Genomic DNA, 15,315 nt, shown 5'->3' with positions numbered 1-15,315 from the left:
TGTCAGCAAACATTTGGCAACATAACAAACAGGCTACGGAGGCCTCGCCCGTCCCGGAAGAGACCGGATGTTCGGTTGTCGAGGAGATCGTGATCCAGGTCAGCCGACCGATTGGTCGGCCGAAAAGCCCTGCCAGGTCGCGTGAACAGACCGCGACCTCCGCCGGTGGGACAACGCAACAACGACGGCGGCAGCGGTCAGGATAGCCGAGACCCATTCGGGTGCGGCGCCAATTCGAGTAGCCAAAGTGGTGCTGGTGCGCAACGGCAGGTCCGCGACGAGGGCCGCGGGCACGAACAACTCGGTCTGCTGCGGCACCGCTCCGTCGGCGGTGACGATCGCGCTGACACCCGAAGTGGCCGCGACCACCAGTGCCCTGCCGTGCTCCACCGCGCGCACCCGCGACATCGCCAGCTGCTGATAAGTCATCTCGCTGTCGCCGAAGGTCGCGTTGTTGGTCGGCACGGTGAGCAATTCCGCGCCGGCCCGCAGCGAATCGCGAAACGCCCGGTCGAACGCGACCTCGTAGCAGGTCGCCACGCCGATGTCCAAGCCGGCGGCGCGTACTGTGCCGTCACCGTCACCCGGCACGAAATAGCCTGCGCGGTCGGCGTATTCGGAGAAGAGCCGGAAGAAGGAACGCATCGGCAAGTATTCGCCGAACGGTTGGATGATCTTCTTGTCGTGCCGGTCCGCCGGACCTTCCGCGCCGTTCCACACCATCACGGAATTCGTCGTGGTGCGATCGCCGTTCACGAGCACGGCGCCCACCAGGATCGGCGCCTGGATCGCGTCGGAGGCCCGCGTGATCAGCGCCGCCGCGTCGGCGTTGCGCAGCGGATCGATGTCGGAGGAGTTCTCGGGCCAGATCACCACATCCGGCTTGCGCGCCCGGCCCGCGGCGACGCCCTCGGCCAGCTGCTCGGTGCGCCGGACGTGGTTGTCCAGCACCGCGCGTCGCTGCGCGTTGAAGTCGAGACCGAGGCGCGGCACGCTGCCCTGAATCGCGGCGACTGTGATCGTCCGGTCACCGTCGTCAGGGGCGGGCAGCGCGGTCCGGAGGATCACTCCGGCGAGCGGCATGACAGCCAGAGTCGCTGCCGCGGTGACGATTCCGGTCCGCGACGCGGTGCCGAGCCGGGGTTTCGTCGTGACGGCCGGGCCGCTCCCGGACAGCTCGTCCGCCGAGTTCGGTACGCCCGCAGCGTCCTTCGACTCCTCGGCGGCTGCGGCCTCGCCCGGCGCGGCGGGCGCTTGCAGCGTCGCCAGCCGTCCGATCAACGCCGCGAGACCAGTGCCCGTCAACGCCACCGCGAAGCCGATCAGCGGCGCGCCGCCCACCGCGGCCAGCGACAGGAACCAGCCATCCGCCTGACCGAAAGCCAGCCGACCCCAAGGGAATCCGCCGAAAGGGAAGCTCGATCGAACCCATTCGGTGGTCACCCAGGCCAGCGCCACCCACAGCGGCCATCCGGGCAGCCGCCCGACCAGGTTGGCCAGCAGGCCGAACAGCCCGATATACACCGCGCACGTGGTGGAGAGCGCCAGCCAAGGCAGCGGCCCCACGTAGATTCCGGTCCACGGCAGCAGCGGCACGAAAAAGCCCAAGCCCGCCAGCATTCCGTAGCCGAAGCCGCCGCGCAGGCCGCCCGCGCCGCGCACCGTCGCGGTGAGCACGGCGATGCCGACCGGCGCGAGGAACCAGAACGGCCGCGGCGGAAAGCTGCCGAACAGCAGCAGTCCCGCGATCAGCGCGGCCAGCGAACGCGCGGCCACGCCGCGCAGCCGCTCCGGTGCGCGGGAGGTGCGCGTCAGGCCGGGCATCGTCATGCCTCGAACAGGGTGACGCCGCGGTGCACGGTGCGCAGGCATCGCGGCGCCGCCGAATCCGGTTCCAGCGGCGGCAGTCCCGGCACGCGGGACCGCGGATCGGTGGACCAGCGCTGCACCGAGTCGGCGGCCGCCGCGACGACGAGATCGCCTGCCTCCCATACGGCGTACGAGGCGGGCGCGCCGGGCACGAGGGTGCCCGCGATGCCGTCGCGCACGCCGCCCGCGCGCCAGGCCCCGCGCGTGGCGGCCGCGAACGCCGCGCGCGGCGAGATGCCGTGGCCCGGCGTGCGGTGATTCGCCGCGGCGCGCACGGCCAGCCACGGATTCAGTTCGGTGACCGGCGCGTCCGAGCCGATGGCCAGCGACACACCCGCGGCGGCCATGGCCGCGAACGGATTCAGCGTGGCCGCGCGCTCGGCGCCGAGCCGGGCCGCGTACATGCCGTCCGTGCCGCCCCATGTCGCGTCGAAAACCGGTTGCACACTGGCGATCACGCCCCAGGCGGCGAGCTTGCCGATCTGCTCGGCGTCGAGCATCTCCGCGTGCTCGACGCGGTGCCCGCGCGCCGCGACGGCCGGGCCGCCGAACTCGTCCACGACCCGCTGGAAGCCCGCGACCACCGCGTCCATGGCGGCGTCGCCGATCACGTGGAAGCCCGCCTGAATGCCCGCTGCGGTGCACGCTCGCAGGTGCGCGGCGATGGCCTCGGCGTCCAGATATCCATTTCCCGTCCCGGGCGTGTCGGCATAGGGTTCGCGCAGCCACGCGGTGTGCGAACCGAGCGAGCCGTCCACGAACAGGTCGCCGCCGAGCGCGTGCACGCCGAGTTCGGTGACCAGTGCCTTGGCCTCCTCGGCGCTGGTCACGGCCTCGCCCCAGTAGGCGCGGACCTCCACACCGTGCTCGAATGCCAGCAGTTCGCGCACGTCGTCGCGACCCGCGATGTCGGGTCCCGAGCATTCGTGGACGGCCACGATGCCCCGCGCCGCCGCCGCGTCCAACGCGGCGCGGCGGGCCTCGTCGCGCCTGGCGCGGTCCAGGCCGCCGAGCACCGCAGAACGCACGAGGTGGTGCGCCGCGCCGCGTAGCGGCTCGCCCCTGGTGAACCCGGCCGTCGAGGTCACCTCGGGGACGGTGTCCAGCAGGGCCGAGGACACCGCGGCCGAATGCGCGTCGACTCGGGTCAGGTACACCTGACGGCCGGGTCCCGCGGCGGCGTCGATCTCCTCGACCGTCGGCGGGCGGCCCTCCGGCCAGCGTGTCTCGTCCCAGCCGTCACCGAGGATCGCGCCGCCGGGCTGGGCCGCGGCATGGTCGCGCAGCGCCGCGAGACAGTCGGCGAGCGAGCGTGTTCCGGACAGGTCGAGTCCGGTGAGTCTCAGGCCGAGCGCCGTCACGTGCACGTGCGGCTCGACGAACGCGGGCGCCACGAAGGCGCCGTCCAAGTCGATGATCTCGGCGTCCGGATGCAGCGCCCGGCCGGGTTGTTCGGCGCCGAGCCACACCACTGTGCCGTCGGCGACCGCCATCGCGGTCGCGTCCGGTGAACTAGAGCTGTAGAAACGACCGCCGAGCAGCAACTGGGTACCCACGGGTCACCAGTCTGCCGTATCCCGGATTCGGTCGATCACCGTGGACGGGCGCCTCAGGCCGGGCCGACCGCGCGGCGGGCGTTGCCCTGACCGTCGTCGTACCACTGGGGGACGGCAGTCGGCGGAGCCGACGGGGTGGACGAATACTGCTGCACCACCACGCCGTCTACTACCTCGTCACCGTCGATGACGACGCCGCGGTACGGCGCGTTGCGCACCAAGCGGCCGAAGCGACGCGCGGCCAGCGCGGTGACGACCGGACGCACCAGCGTCCTGGTCGGCGGCAGCAGCAACAACAGGCCGAACAGCGAGGTCACCAGGCCGGGCACGAACATGAGGACGCCGCCCGTCGCGACCAGCGCGCCGTCGGCGACGGCGGTGCCCGGGGCGACCTCACCGCGTCCGGCGCGACGGAATTGTTCGATCACCCGCCGCCCCTGCGAGCCGATCAGCAGCATGCCCGCGGCGGAGCCCGCGATGAGCAGCAGGATGGTGGGCACTACGCCGATCAGCTGACCGACGGCGAACAGCGCGGCGATCTCTACGACCACGTAGAGCACGAACAGAAGAGCGGGCATGGCGTTCCTTCCGGACGATCTACCCCTACCAACGCCCGCCCGCGGAGTTTTTCTCCCGGGCGCGGCTGATAGCTCGCTGAGATTCAGCCGCCGGGCCGCACCAACCCGGTCTCGTAGGCGAGCACCACGGCCTGCACCCGGTCGCGCAGGCCGAGTTTGGTGAGCACCCGGCCGACGTGCGTCTTCACGGTGGCCTCGGAGAGGTAGAGCTGTTCGGCGATCTCGGCGTTGGAGCGGCCAGCGGCGATCTGCTCGAGCACCTCGCGCTCGCGCGCGGTGAGCACGTCGAGCACCGAGGGGTCGCGCATGCCCGCGGGATCGTCGGCGATGAGCCGGTCGAGCAGCCGCTTGGTGACCTTCGGCGAGACCACCGCGTCGCCCGCGGCCACGCTGCGGATGGCCGAGACCAGGTCCTCGGGCGGGGTGTCCTTGAGCAGGAAGCCGCTGGCGCCCGCGCGCAGCGCGCCGAGTGCGTGTTCGTCGAGGTCGAAGGTGGTCATCACCAGGACGCGGCAGCCGTCGCCCGCCTCCACGATGCGGCCGGTCGCCGTCACGCCGTCGACCACGGGCATCCGGACGTCCATCAGCACCACGTCGGGGCGCAGTTCCTTGGCCTTGCCGACGGCGGCGGCTCCGTTCTCGGCTTCCCCGATCACCTCGATGTCGGGATGCGCGCCGAGCACCATCTTCAGGCCCATGCGCATCAATTCTTGGTCGTCGACTACGAGAACGGTGATCGGCACGGCTCCAATCTAGCGGTGCCCGGCGACGATTCGGTTACCCTCCCGCGCGTCTCACGGGATTGTCGGCGCGCGTCGCTATTCTCTTGCGTTCCCTGTAATCGACTCTCGTGGTGGAGAGATGTGCGAACAGATTCAACTTCTGGAGCTCGCGATGATTCAGCAGCGCACGTGGACCGGCGGCCAGCACCGCGTCGCCGTCCTGGACCATCCGTCCCTGCGCCACCCGGCGCGACGGTTGGTGTGGCTGGGCTTCGACGAGCGGGCCAACCCGGAGATTTCCTTTCGAATCGGGGCGGACGGCGCCGCCACCGACCGTGACGGGCGAACGATCGGCGTCGACTCGGCGCGCATCGCCGTCGCCCATCCGCTACAGCTCGCCGAGGAGCTGCCGTACTGGGTCAGCCAGTTCACCGATCACGAACTGCGCCAACCCTTTCCGCAACTCGCTCGGGAGGTGCACGCACTGACCGAGCGGGAGCGCACGGCGACCTCGCTGGAACGTTTCGCGCACCGCATGGTGCCCACGCACGCGCTGCTGCGGCTGGAGGATTTCGGCTGGCGTCGCGGCGCTCCGGTCGACGGTGTGCACGATCACTTCTACCGGCCGGTCGAGGGCGATCTCCAGGTGCTGCTGCACCTGGACGACGGCATCGCCGTCGAGGACCCCGCACCGGAGGGCGAGCGGGTCATCGAGGCGGTCGAGCTGAGTTCGCCGCCGGTGTCGTCGTGGTGGCGCCGGTGCGGCGACACGGCCTTCGGCGCGCTGGATCCGATCACCGCGAGCGAGGTGCTTCGCGAACTCGCGGCGGTCTTCGACTAGGTCAGCAATCCGTCCCGTCGGGCTCGAGCGGGATGGTCGCGCGCACCCGCCAGGCGCCGTCGGCGGCGCGCCCGACGTCCAAGGTCCCGCCGAGCACCGCGATGCGTTCGCGCATGCCGACCAGCCCGAGGCCGCTGCCCTTGATCGGGTTGGCCTCGGGCCCGTGCACCGGAACGCCGCCGGAATCGGTGACCTCGACAAGGACGTCGCTGTCGCGGCGCTGCACCCGCACCCACGCCTTCGGGTGGGCGCCCGCGTGGCGCAGCGTGTTCGTCAGCGACTCCTGCACTATGCGGTGCACGCCGAGGCTCACCTCGGGGGCGACGTCGTCGATGTCGCCGGTCAGCTCGAGCTCGACGGCGAGGCCGGTGCCGCGCATCATCTCCACCACCCGGGCGATGCCCGCCGTGCCGTGCTGCGGCAGCTGGTCCGGCGCGTGCTCGGTGCGCAGCAGCGCGACGGTGCGACGCAGCTCGCGCAGCGCCTCACGGCCGGTGCTGGCGATAGTGGTGACGGCCTGTTCGGCGCTGTCCGGGTCACGGCGCAGTGCGTACTTCGCGCCGTCGGCCTGCACGATGATGACGCTGACCGCGTGCGCGACGACATCGTGCAGTTCGCGCGCGATGCGGGTGCGTTCCAGCGCGACCGCCTCGTGGGTGCGCCGCTCCCTGTCGTAGTCGGCGACCGCGAGCCGGGCCGCGACCTCGGCGTCGTAGGCGTGCCGCGCGCCGTTGAACTCGGCCAGGGTCCAGCACAGCGCGTAGTACAGCGCGATGAACGCGAGCGTCGACCAGACCGGCTGATCGAGCAGCAGGGTGGACGACGCGGTGTCGAGCACCAGACCGGCGAGCAGCAATAGTCCCTCGCGCCTGCCGACATAGGCGACCAGCGTGTACAGCATGATCCCGAGGGCGAGCAGCGCCGGGTGCACGGCCTTGTCGTCGAGCACGTAGCTCAGCAGTGTGGTGCACAGGGCGAGGCCGAGCAGGGTGGCGGCCATGGCCCTCGGGTAGACCCGGCGGAACGCGACCGGGATCGGCAGCAGCCCGCCGACCACCAGATATACGGCCTTCTGATCGGTGTCGCCGATGGCCGTGAGGTCCAGCAGCAGCAGCCCGAACGCCAGGATGGAATCCGCAACGAGGGGCTTGCCGCGAAGCCACAGACTGAACCGGCGCATGACGGCCAGACTAAGGCGTACCTCCGCGTTCGCCGCGGGCATGCGGCTGTCCGTGGCCGCACCGGCGGTGCCGGACCGTCCCAGGCAGCGGAAAACATGGGACGTCTGGTTGTCTTGCAGCGTGGATCTCGCAGATTGGGCGGCGCTGGTGGCGGCCGCGACCGCCGCAGGATGGGTCGACGCCGTGGTCGGCGGCGGCGGCCTGATCATCCTGCCGACGCTGTTCCTGGTAGCGCCGGGCATCGCGCCGCAGACCGCGTTGGGCACCAACAAGCTGGCGGCGGTCGCGGGGACCACCGCGTCGGTGCTGACGTTCGCCAAGAAGGTGCCGATGCAGTGGCGAGTGCTGCTGCCCGCGGCCTGCATCGCCGCCGTGGCCGCGGCTGTCGGCGCCGCGGCGGTCTCGCTGATCGACCGCGACCTGTTCATCCCGATCGTCATGGTGGTGCTGGTGTCGGTCGCGATCTTCGTGACGCTGCGCCCATCCATCGGCGTCACCATGGCGACCCATCCGCCGACCCGCCGCAAGGTGGTGCTCGTGGTGGCGCTGGCCGCCGGACTGATCGGGCTCTACGACGGCTTGCTGGGTCCGGGTACCGGCACCTTCCTGATCATCACCTTCGCCACCCTGCTCGGCACCGAGTTCGTGCGGGCCGCGGCCATGGCGAAGGTGATCAACTGCGGGTCCAACGTCGGCGCGCTGATCTTCTTCGGTCTCACCGGGCACATCCTGTTCGCGCTCGGCGCGACCATGGCGGTGGCCAACGTCGCGGGCGCGATCGCCGGATCACGGATGGCGCTGAGCCGCGGCGCGGAATTCGTCCGCATCGTGCTGCTCGTCGTCGTGGTGGCGATGGTGATTCGCCTGGGCTGGCAGCAGTTCGGCTGAGCCGTGCTCAGCCGACCGGTTCGGCGTGGGCCGTGCAGGTGGAGGCGAGCCAGGGCCGCAAGACTTTGGAGGTTGTCTCGTGGATCTTCCGGTGCAGCCGCTCGCCGTCCTCGGGTCCGGAATGCGGCTGCTGGAAGAGCACGGTGAGCGCGCCGGAGACCGCGCCGACCACCGCGCCGACCAGCGCCGCGGCGCCGACCTCGTCGAGTTCGTCGGGGAACGCGGCGTGCAGCTGCCTGCCGATCTCGCGCTGCGCCACCAGCTGGGCGTGCGCGGCGCGTCCGCTCACCGCGGGCACGGTCCGCGAGACCTGGGCGCGCACCGCGGCGATGCGGGCGCCCAGATCGTCGACGAGATGTTCGCCCGGGTTGTCGCCCGCCGCCCGTAGCGCGCGCAGCAGCACCTCGACCGGACGCTCGCCGACGCGGCGGCTGGCGATCGCGGCCACCGCGAGCCGGACCCGCTCGTCCGGCTCGGGGAAGAGCAGTTCTTCCTTGCTGGCGAAGTAGTTGAAGAAGGTGCGCGTGCCCACCTCCGCCGCGGCGGCGATGTCGGCCACCGTGGTGTCGTCGTAGCCTCTGGTCTCGAAGAGCTCGACGGCGGCCTCGAGCAGAGCGCGGCGGGTACGTTCACGTTTGCGGTCACGGAGGGCGGATGGCGGCACGCGGGCACAGTACGGCATTCCGCAGCGCCGATGCGGTAACCCGGGTCTCGCGCGCGCCGTTCGCGTCGGAACGATAGCGCACGTCAGGCCTGGCGTTGGACGGATCGTCGCTGTGCCGCTGGGCTTTTCGCGCGAGACGCGCACCGCCGCGGAACGGCGCGCGGACCGGTCGGCGAGAACCCGGTAGCGTTGCCGGGGTGAGCATCGCGACTTCCGAGGACACGTCGGGCTCGGCGATCGACGCCGAATTCCGCGCGCTACCACTGTCCGCGCTGACCGACGCCGCGCTCGCCGCGGCCACCGCGGCGGGCGCCGAACACGCCGACCTACGAGTGCACCGTTTGGTCACCCAGTCGATCCGGCTGCGGGACGGGCGGGTCGAGGCGATCAGCAACGCCACCGATCTCGGCTTCGCCGTCCGCGTGATCGTCGACGGCACCTGGGGTTTCGCCTCGCATGCCGCGCTCACCGCCGACACCGCCGCCGAGGTGGCGCGCCGCGCGGTCACCGTGGCGAAAGCGTTGCGCGAGCTGAACCGGGAGCACGTCGAGCTGGCCGACGAGCCGCGCTACGACGGCGCGCACTGGGTCTCGGCCTACGATCTCGACCCGTTCACCGTGCCGACCGCCGAGAAGGTCGCGCTGCTGCAAGACTATTCGGGCAGGCTGGCCGCCGCCGACGGCGTCGACCACGTCACCGCCTCGGTGTTGCAGGTCAAGGAGCAGACGTATTACGCCGACACCGCGGGCTCGTCGATCACCCAGCAGCGGGTCCGGCTGCACCCGCAGTTGGAGGCGATCACCGTCGACTCGGCCGCGGGCGTCTTCGAGACCATGCGCACCCTCGCCGCACCGGCGGGGCGCGGCTGGGAGTACGTCACCGGCGCGGACGGAATCTGGGACTGGGACGACGAACTCGCGCGGATCCCCGGCTGGCTCGCCGAGAAGGTGAAGGCGCCGAGCGTCACCGCGGGCCCGACCGATCTGGTCATCGATCCCAGCAATTTGTGGCTGACCATCCACGAATCCATCGGGCACGCCACCGAATACGATCGCGCCATCGGCTACGAATCCGCTTACGCGGGCACCTCGTTCGCGACACCGGACAAGCTCGGCACGTTGCGCTACGGCACGCCGATCATGCACGTCACCGGCGACCGCACCGAGCGGCACGGCCTTGCCACCGTCGGCTACGACGACGAGGGCGTCGCGGGGCAGCGCTGGGATCTGGTGCGCGACGGCGTGCTCGTCGGCTACCAGCTCGACCGGGCGTTCGCACCGCGGCTCGGGCTGACGCGCTCCAACGGCTGCTCCTACGCCGATTCCGCGCACCACGTGCCGATCCAGCGGATGGCCAACGTCTCGCTGCGACCCGATCCGGAGCGCGACACCAGCACCGAGGAGCTGATCTCGCGGGTCGAGGACGGGCTGTACATCGTCGGCGACAAATCCTGGTCGATCGACATGCAGCGCTACAACTTCCAGTTCACCGGGCAGCGCTTCTTCCGTATCCGCAACGGCGCGCTGGACGGGCAGGTGCGCGACGTCGCCTACCAGGCCACCACCACCGACTTCTGGGGCGCGATGGAGGCCGTCGGCGGCCCGTCGACCTGGCAGCTGGGCGGCGCGTTCAACTGCGGTAAGGCACAGCCCGGTCAGGTGGCCGCGGTCAGCCACGGCTGTCCGTCGATCCTGGTGCGCGGCATCAACGTTCTCAACACCAGGACGGAGGCGGGTCAGTGAGCGAGCCGGGCATCGACACGGTGGACGCGCGCGGCGTGGCGCCCGCGGGCGAGGTCGTCGAGCGGGCGCTGGCCCTCTCCCGCGCCGACGAGGCGATGGTGATCGTCACCGACGCGCACGAGGCCTCGCTGCGCTGGGCGGGCAATTCCATGACGACCAACGGCTCCTCGGTGTCGCGGGGCTGGGCGGTGGTCTCGATCTTCCGCGACGGACCGCACGCGGCCCGGGTCGGCAGCGTCAGCTCGACGAGCGTCGATTCGTCAGAGATCGAGGCGATCGTGCGGGCCAGTGAGGCGGCGGCGCGCACCGCCGAACCCGCGAAAGACGCCATGCCACTGCTGGAATCGGACGCACGCGCCGCGGATTGGGCAGAGTCGCCCGGCAGCACGGGTATCGAGGTGTTCGCGGATCTGGCGCGTGACCTGTCGGCCGGTTTCGACGGCGCCGACCAGCTCTACGGCTTCGCCCACCACCAGATGCACACCACCTGGCTCGGCACCTCCACCGGCATCCGCCGCCGCTTCGTGCAGCCGACCGGTTCAGTGGAGATCAACGGAAAACGCGGCGCGGGCGCGGAGCTGGCGAGCGCCTGGGTCGGCGTCGGCACCGCCGATTTCACCGATGTCGACACACCGGGCTTGCTCGTCGAGCTGAACCGCCGCCTGGATTGGGCGGGCCGCCGCGTCGAGCTGCCCGCGGGCCGCTACGAGACGCTGCTGCCGCCCTCGGCGGTCGCCGACCTGATGATCTATCTGGCGTGGTCGATGGAGGGCCGCGGCGCGCACGAGGGCCACAACGCCTTCGCCCGCGCGGGTGGTACTCGAATCGGCGAGCGGCTCACCGACATTCCGCTCACGCTGTACTCCGATCCCGTCGCCACGGGACTGGAGTATCGGCCCTTCGTCGCGACGCCCGCCTCGTCGGAAGCGCTGTCGGTCTTCGACAACGGCCTGTCCGCCGAGCGGGTGGACTGGTTGCGCGAGGGTGTCGTGGAATCGCTCGTCTATCCGCGCGCCACGGCGGCGGAATTCGACGCCACCGCGACCGTGCCCGGCGAGAATCTTTTGCTCACCGGCGGTTCCGGGGCGGGTCTGGACGAGATGATCGCGCGTACCGAACGCGGTCTGCTGCTCACGACGCTCTGGTACATCCGCGAGGTGGATCCGGCGAGCCTGCTGCTGACCGGTCTCACCAGGGATGGCGTGTATCTGGTGGAGAACGGAGCGGTCACCGCGGCGGTGAACAACTTCCGTTTCAACGAGAGCCCGATCGATCTGTTGCGCAGGACCACCGAGGCGGGCGCCACCCAGACCGCGCTGCCCAGGGAGTGGAAGGACTGGTTCACCCGAACCGCCATGCCGCCGTTGCGGATTCCGGACTTCCACATGTCCTCGGTCAGTCAGGCCACCTGAGACACGACGCCGGGCCGCTCGCGTTCTCGCGGCGGCCCGTGCGGGGTGGGATCGTTGCGGTGACCGGCCTCAGTACGGGCGGCCGACCTCGTAGGTGCCGTCGGTGTCGGTGATGGTGACCGACACGGACTTCTGTGTGCTGCCGACCTTCACGAGGCAGTCGAAGCTCGCGTCGACCGTCACGGTCTGGCCAGCGGGGCAGCGGACGTCGCGGACGTCGTCGATGCCGTAGGAGTCGATGAGGACGAGTTGCACGCCGCGCTGGAGGTCCACCTGGTCCAGCAGCTGGGGCGCGGGCTCGACGGCGCGGACCGGCGCGACGGGCGCCGGGGACTGCGCCATCGGCGCCGAGGCGGCCGGCGTCCGAACGGGGTTGTCGGCCACCGCGCTCTCGCGGATGTTGACCACCACCAGTCCGGCGATGACACCGGCGATCGCGATGGCGACGGCGGCGACCAAGCCGGCGACGAGCACGGGAAGCCAGCCGCTGTCGGTGAATTCGCCGGTGTCCGGATGTTCGGCGACCGGGTAGGGCTGTGAGGCCCGCGGCGGCCGAGTCGGTGCTGTCATGAACGATCCCTCCCCCCGGGGCAGGGTCGAGACATCGTGTCCGCCTGGGGACTACCCCGGTATGCCCGACGAACAATAGCCGAGCCGTGATCGCCGCACCGCCGGTCCCCCGGAAACTCCGTGTCCGCCTTGCCTATTCCGGACTTTCCGGGCGCTCGGCCCGGGCTACGCGTCCGGGGTGAACTCGATGCCGATCGTGCCCGCTTTGCCCCTGCGCAGGTTGCTGCCGAGGATGACGAGCGGCCCGAGCAGCCAGTACTTCCTGCGCAGCAACTTGCGCACGCGCTCGGTGCCCTCGGCATCCAGCACCCGGCCCGTGCCCGCGACGACGGCGCCGTGCAGCCGCTTGCCGCTGTAGTCGCACGCCTGCACGGTGCAGGCGGGATTCCGGCGCAGCCGCTTGACTTTCCAGCTGTCGGTGACCGTCCAGACATACAGCTTGTCGCCCTCGGCGACCGCCCACACCGGCGTGGCGACGGGCGTGCCGTCCTTACGGTAGGTGGTCAGCTGCACGTAGTCGGCGGAGCCTGCGTCCCCGAGCGAGTTCGTCATGATCGCAGCGTATCCGCAACGCGGTCACTCGGGCATGCGGTACTCGCCCGAATCCAGCCGGGCGAGCAGACCGTCGGTCCACCGGGTCAGGTTGTCGAAGACGCCGCTCCAGAGCTCCAGCAGGTCGGGCATGTGCGGCGACTCGTAGCGACCGGGGTAGGTCGGGATCATGGCGATCAGCTCGTCGCGAACAGCGGCCGCGTTGCGCCGCTGCTCCCCCAGCTTCGCGATGACGTGCGCGCGTGGCAGCGCGTCCATGAAGGCGATGGCGGCGCCGAGCTCTTCCATATCGATGCTGACCAGCGCGGCGTCCATGAGCCTGCGGAACTCGGTCTCGCCCGCCTCGGTGAGCTCGTACAGCATCCGGCCGGGTCCTTGATCGCTGCTCTCGGTGCCGAGCGCGCGCAGTTTTCCTTCCTGCGTCAGCTGTTTGAGCGCGTGGTAGATCGAGCCGGGCTTGACGTTCGTCCAGGTTTCGGCGCGCCAGGACAGCAACTCGCGCCGCACGGCGTAACCGTGGGCGGGTTGCCGGGTGCGGATGACCCCGAGGACGAGCAGACGGACGGCCGCCACGCGTGACTCCCTTCTCCGTGCGACGAACGACTCATGCTACTCAAATTTGACTTCCGCGAACGAACGCCCCTAGCCTCCCAGTAATCAAGTTTGACTAGTACGCTTCGGAGGACTCATGGACGACTTCCCGGTTCCGGTGCTGTGGACCGCGTCGCCGACCGCCACCCTCGACTTCTACCGGGCCATCGGATACACGGTGACCCACGAACAGACCCGCCCCTACGTCTATCTCGCGCTCGAAGCGCACGGCTGCCCAGTGCATTTCAACTCGCCGCCCAAGGACTTCGCGATACCGGCCGAGCGGGTCGGCTGTCTGGTGATGGTCGACGACGTGGCCGCGCGCCACCGTGAACTCACCGGCGCGTTGCGCGCCGCCTTCGGCAAGGTGCCCGCCAAGGGCCGCCCGCGCATCACCCGCTTCCGGCCGGGACAGAGCCGTTTCACCCTCGTCGACCCCGACGGCAACACCCTGCTGTTCATCCAGCGCGACGAACCCAGCGAACTCGAGTACGGCGGTTCGTCCGAGCTGGCGGATCTGGCGAAGGTGCTCGACAACGCGCGGATTCTGCGCGATTTCAAGAACGACGACGAGGCCGCCGCGCGGGTGCTCGAAGTCGGCCTCGGCCGCTTCGCCGCCACGGCCGCACCGGTGGAGCGCGCGCGGGCGCTGGCCATGCTCGCCGAGATCGCCGTCGCCGCGGAAGACCCCGAGCGCGCCGCCCGGTACCGCGGCGAGGTGCGCACGCTGAACCTCTCGGACGAGGATCGCGCGGCGGTGGCCGTCGATCTCGGGGCGGGCACCGATCTGGAGCGGTGGCTGACCGAAACGCGCTGAGCCGGAAGGGGTCTCGTCAGGAGGCTCGGGTGAGCACCTGCGGTCCGTCGGCGGTGATCGCGACAGTGTGCTCGGAGTGCGCGGTGCGCGAGCCGTCGGCGGAGCGGATAGTCCAGCCGTCGGCGTCGGTGTAGATGCGGTCGGTGGTGCGGGCGAACCACGGCTCGATGGCGAGGGTGAGCCCGGGCCGCAGCCGATACCCGCGACCGGCGCGGCCCGCGTTCGGCACGTGCGGGTCCTCGTGCATGGTGCGCCCGAGACCGTGCCCGCCGAACTCGGTGTTGACCGGAAAGCCGTAGGAGCGGGCCACCTCTTCGATGGCCGCGGAGAGATCGCCGATGTGGTTGCCGGGCACCGCGACCGCGATGGCGGCGGCGAGCGCCTCCTCGGTGGCGCGCACCAGCTTCCGGTCCGCCTCCGCCGCCGTGCCGACGATGACGGTGATGGCCGAATCGGCCACCCAGCCGTCGACACCGACCGCGAGGTCGATGCTCAGCACGTCACCGTCGCGTAGGGCGTAGTCGAACGGAAGACCGTGCAGCACAGCGTCGTTCACCGACAGGCACACCGTGTTGCGGAACGGACCGCGCCCGAAGGACGGCGCGTAATCCCAATAGCACGAGACCGCTCCGCGCTCCCGGATGCGTTCGCGCACATAGGCTTCCAGGTCGAGCAGGTTGACCCCGACCCGCGCCCTGGTGCGCAGCTCGGCGAGCACGTCCGCGACGAACTCCCCCGCCACCCGCATCCGAGCGATCTCCGCGGGCGACTTCAACTCCACCATTCCCGACCTCCACTGCGCCGAATCCCACCGGCGAGCACACGCCCAGCCGGTATTTTTATACCAGCCTAGCTACGGCGGTATTTAAATACCAGCCGCACGCGAGAACTCGCCGCGCCCGGCGATCCCCGGACGCGGCGGAACTCAGGAGACGCACATGCCGGATCGCTCCGGCGGCAGCCCTACTCCGCGTCGTCCTCGCCTTGCTCCTTGGCGCGCAGGGCCTCCGCCAATTCGGCGCGCAGCCGTTCGGCCGCCTGCCGATCGTTGCAGTCCTCGGCCGTGGTGATGTCCTGACGAAGCTGGGCGATCGTGTCGCGGGAAACCATGAATCCTCCCTCTCGCTCTCGCGGCGTTGTCATTCCATCCATGGGGTGTCCGGTTTCGCCGGACGGAAACCCTTGCCCGGATGCGAGATTTCCGGGCACGACCGGGTAATCGTCCCGTGAGTGGCGCCACATCATGTGGGTGAACAGTCGTACTCTGACAGGGATGGACGGTGTCGCGCGCGCCACCCCTCCCAACGTGCGCGACGCTCCACTCCCGTACCG

At 70.5% G+C, this 15,315-nt stretch carries 16 protein-coding genes; 5 read left to right on the top strand and 11 right to left on the bottom strand.

The features are described from left to right. Window positions 1-99 precede the first annotated feature (99 nt). The 4 genes from lnt to ABZV58_RS25100 all read right to left on the bottom strand — a co-directional run bounded on the left by lnt (window position 100) and on the right by ABZV58_RS25100 (window position 4,746). Entirely contained in the window at window positions 100-1,824 is a 1,725-nt protein-coding gene (lnt, locus tag ABZV58_RS25115; protein ID WP_355002673.1) for an apolipoprotein N-acyltransferase, read from the bottom strand. Between the two features lie 2 nt (window positions 1,825-1,826). Further along, a complete protein-coding gene (locus tag ABZV58_RS25110) occupies window positions 1,827-3,425 on the bottom strand; it encodes an amidohydrolase (RefSeq protein WP_355002586.1) in 1,599 nt (532 codons plus the stop codon). A gap of 53 nt (window positions 3,426-3,478) precedes the next feature. Next, window positions 3,479-4,003, bottom strand: a complete 525-nt coding sequence (locus ABZV58_RS25105; protein ID WP_355002585.1) for an FxsA family protein — start codon at window positions 4,001-4,003, stop codon at window positions 3,479-3,481. 83 nt (window positions 4,004-4,086) lie between these two features. Then, window positions 4,087-4,746, bottom strand: a complete 660-nt coding sequence (locus ABZV58_RS25100; RefSeq protein WP_067791887.1) for a response regulator transcription factor — start codon at window positions 4,744-4,746, stop codon at window positions 4,087-4,089. Between the two features lie 118 nt (window positions 4,747-4,864). Between ABZV58_RS25100 and ABZV58_RS25095 the strand changes: the two genes are divergently transcribed. After that, window positions 4,865-5,566 carry a DUF4132 domain-containing protein gene (locus ABZV58_RS25095; protein ID WP_355002584.1) on the top strand — a complete coding sequence of 234 codons (702 nt, stop codon included), beginning with the start codon at window positions 4,865-4,867 and terminating at the stop codon, window positions 5,564-5,566. Window position 5,567: 1 nt separating this feature from the next. Here the strand turns inward: ABZV58_RS25095 and ABZV58_RS25090 are convergent, their stop codons facing one another. Further along, window positions 5,568-6,746: a histidine kinase gene (locus ABZV58_RS25090; protein ID WP_355002583.1), complete on the bottom strand. Its 1,179-nt coding sequence runs from the start codon at window positions 6,744-6,746 to the stop codon at window positions 5,568-5,570. A 121-nt stretch (window positions 6,747-6,867) separates the two neighbouring features. On the opposite strand from ABZV58_RS25090, the gene ABZV58_RS25085 reads away from it, so the two are divergent. After that, a complete protein-coding gene (locus ABZV58_RS25085; RefSeq protein WP_355002582.1) occupies window positions 6,868-7,635 on the top strand; it encodes a TSUP family transporter in 768 nt (255 codons plus the stop codon). Window positions 7,636-7,642: 7 nt separating this feature from the next. On the opposite strand, the gene ABZV58_RS25080 is transcribed toward ABZV58_RS25085, so the two are convergent. Beyond that, window positions 7,643-8,299: a helix-turn-helix domain-containing protein gene (locus tag ABZV58_RS25080; protein WP_355002581.1), complete on the bottom strand. Its 657-nt coding sequence runs from the start codon at window positions 8,297-8,299 to the stop codon at window positions 7,643-7,645. Window positions 8,300-8,496: 197 nt separating this feature from the next. Between ABZV58_RS25080 and ABZV58_RS25075 the strand changes: the two genes are divergently transcribed. Further along, complete coding sequence (locus ABZV58_RS25075) at window positions 8,497-10,041, top strand: TldD/PmbA family protein (protein ID WP_355002580.1); 1,545 nt, start codon at window positions 8,497-8,499, stop codon at window positions 10,039-10,041. A 95-nt stretch (window positions 10,042-10,136) separates the two neighbouring features. Then, complete coding sequence (locus ABZV58_RS25070) at window positions 10,137-11,453, top strand: metallopeptidase TldD-related protein (RefSeq protein WP_355002672.1); 1,317 nt, start codon at window positions 10,137-10,139, stop codon at window positions 11,451-11,453. Window positions 11,454-11,522: 69 nt separating this feature from the next. On the opposite strand, the gene ABZV58_RS25065 is transcribed toward ABZV58_RS25070, so the two are convergent. From ABZV58_RS25065 to ABZV58_RS25055, 3 genes are all read right to left on the bottom strand, one after another. Further along, the gene (locus ABZV58_RS25065; RefSeq protein WP_355002579.1) at window positions 11,523-12,023 is read right to left on the bottom strand and encodes a DUF4333 domain-containing protein; all 501 of its coding nucleotides are present in this window, start codon (window positions 12,021-12,023) and stop codon (window positions 11,523-11,525) included. A gap of 165 nt (window positions 12,024-12,188) precedes the next feature. Next, window positions 12,189-12,575, bottom strand: coding sequence for a PPOX class F420-dependent oxidoreductase (locus tag ABZV58_RS25060; protein WP_355002578.1), 387 nt, complete (start codon window positions 12,573-12,575; stop codon window positions 12,189-12,191). A gap of 24 nt (window positions 12,576-12,599) precedes the next feature. Continuing rightward, window positions 12,600-13,148 (bottom strand): PadR family transcriptional regulator, encoded by a 549-nt coding sequence (locus ABZV58_RS25055; RefSeq protein ID WP_355002577.1) that lies wholly within the window; start codon window positions 13,146-13,148, stop codon window positions 12,600-12,602. A gap of 115 nt (window positions 13,149-13,263) precedes the next feature. Here ABZV58_RS25055 and ABZV58_RS25050 point away from each other — a divergent pair, with 115 nt between their 5' ends. Continuing rightward, entirely contained in the window at window positions 13,264-13,983 is a 720-nt protein-coding gene (locus ABZV58_RS25050; protein WP_355002576.1) for a glyoxalase, read from the top strand. A gap of 16 nt (window positions 13,984-13,999) precedes the next feature. Here ABZV58_RS25050 and map read toward each other — a convergent pair whose 3' ends face one another. Both map and ABZV58_RS25040 read right to left on the bottom strand, forming a co-directional pair. After that, window positions 14,000-14,767: a type I methionyl aminopeptidase gene (gene map / locus ABZV58_RS25045; RefSeq protein WP_355002575.1), complete on the bottom strand. Its 768-nt coding sequence runs from the start codon at window positions 14,765-14,767 to the stop codon at window positions 14,000-14,002. A 179-nt stretch (window positions 14,768-14,946) separates the two neighbouring features. Further along, window positions 14,947-15,093, bottom strand: a complete 147-nt coding sequence (locus tag ABZV58_RS25040) for a hypothetical protein (protein ID WP_185757093.1) — start codon at window positions 15,091-15,093, stop codon at window positions 14,947-14,949. Window positions 15,094-15,315 lie beyond the last annotated feature (222 nt).

It is taken from the genome of Nocardia sp. NPDC004654 (assembly GCF_040609595.1).
Lineage (GTDB): Bacteria > Actinomycetota > Actinomycetes > Mycobacteriales > Mycobacteriaceae > Nocardia.
Note: the sequence above shows the minus strand (reverse complement) of the source record. Positions and strands in the feature narration are given on the sequence as shown.

Excerpts from the sequence above, each read along its gene's own strand:
- lnt (WP_355002673.1), bottom strand. The coding sequence starts at position 1,824 with ATGCCCGGCCTGACGCGCACCTCCCGCGCACCGGAGCGGCTGCGCGGC.
- ABZV58_RS25105 (WP_355002585.1), bottom strand. The coding sequence starts at position 4,003 with ATGCCCGCTCTTCTGTTCGTGCTCTACGTGGTCGTAGAGATCGCCGCG.
- ABZV58_RS25095 (WP_355002584.1), top strand. The coding sequence starts at position 4,865 with ATGTGCGAACAGATTCAACTTCTGGAGCTCGCGATGATTCAGCAGCGC.
- ABZV58_RS25090 (WP_355002583.1), bottom strand. The coding sequence starts at position 6,746 with ATGCGCCGGTTCAGTCTGTGGCTTCGCGGCAAGCCCCTCGTTGCGGAT.
- ABZV58_RS25070 (WP_355002672.1), top strand. The coding sequence starts at position 10,137 with ATGGTGATCGTCACCGACGCGCACGAGGCCTCGCTGCGCTGGGCGGGC.
- ABZV58_RS25065 (WP_355002579.1), bottom strand. The coding sequence starts at position 12,023 with ATGACAGCACCGACTCGGCCGCCGCGGGCCTCACAGCCCTACCCGGTC.
- ABZV58_RS25060 (WP_355002578.1), bottom strand. The coding sequence starts at position 12,575 with ATGACGAACTCGCTCGGGGACGCAGGCTCCGCCGACTACGTGCAGCTG.
- ABZV58_RS25050 (WP_355002576.1), top strand. The coding sequence starts at position 13,264 with ATGGACGACTTCCCGGTTCCGGTGCTGTGGACCGCGTCGCCGACCGCC.
- map (WP_355002575.1), bottom strand. The coding sequence starts at position 14,767 with ATGGTGGAGTTGAAGTCGCCCGCGGAGATCGCTCGGATGCGGGTGGCG.
- ABZV58_RS25040 (WP_185757093.1), bottom strand. The coding sequence starts at position 15,093 with ATGGTTTCCCGCGACACGATCGCCCAGCTTCGTCAGGACATCACCACG.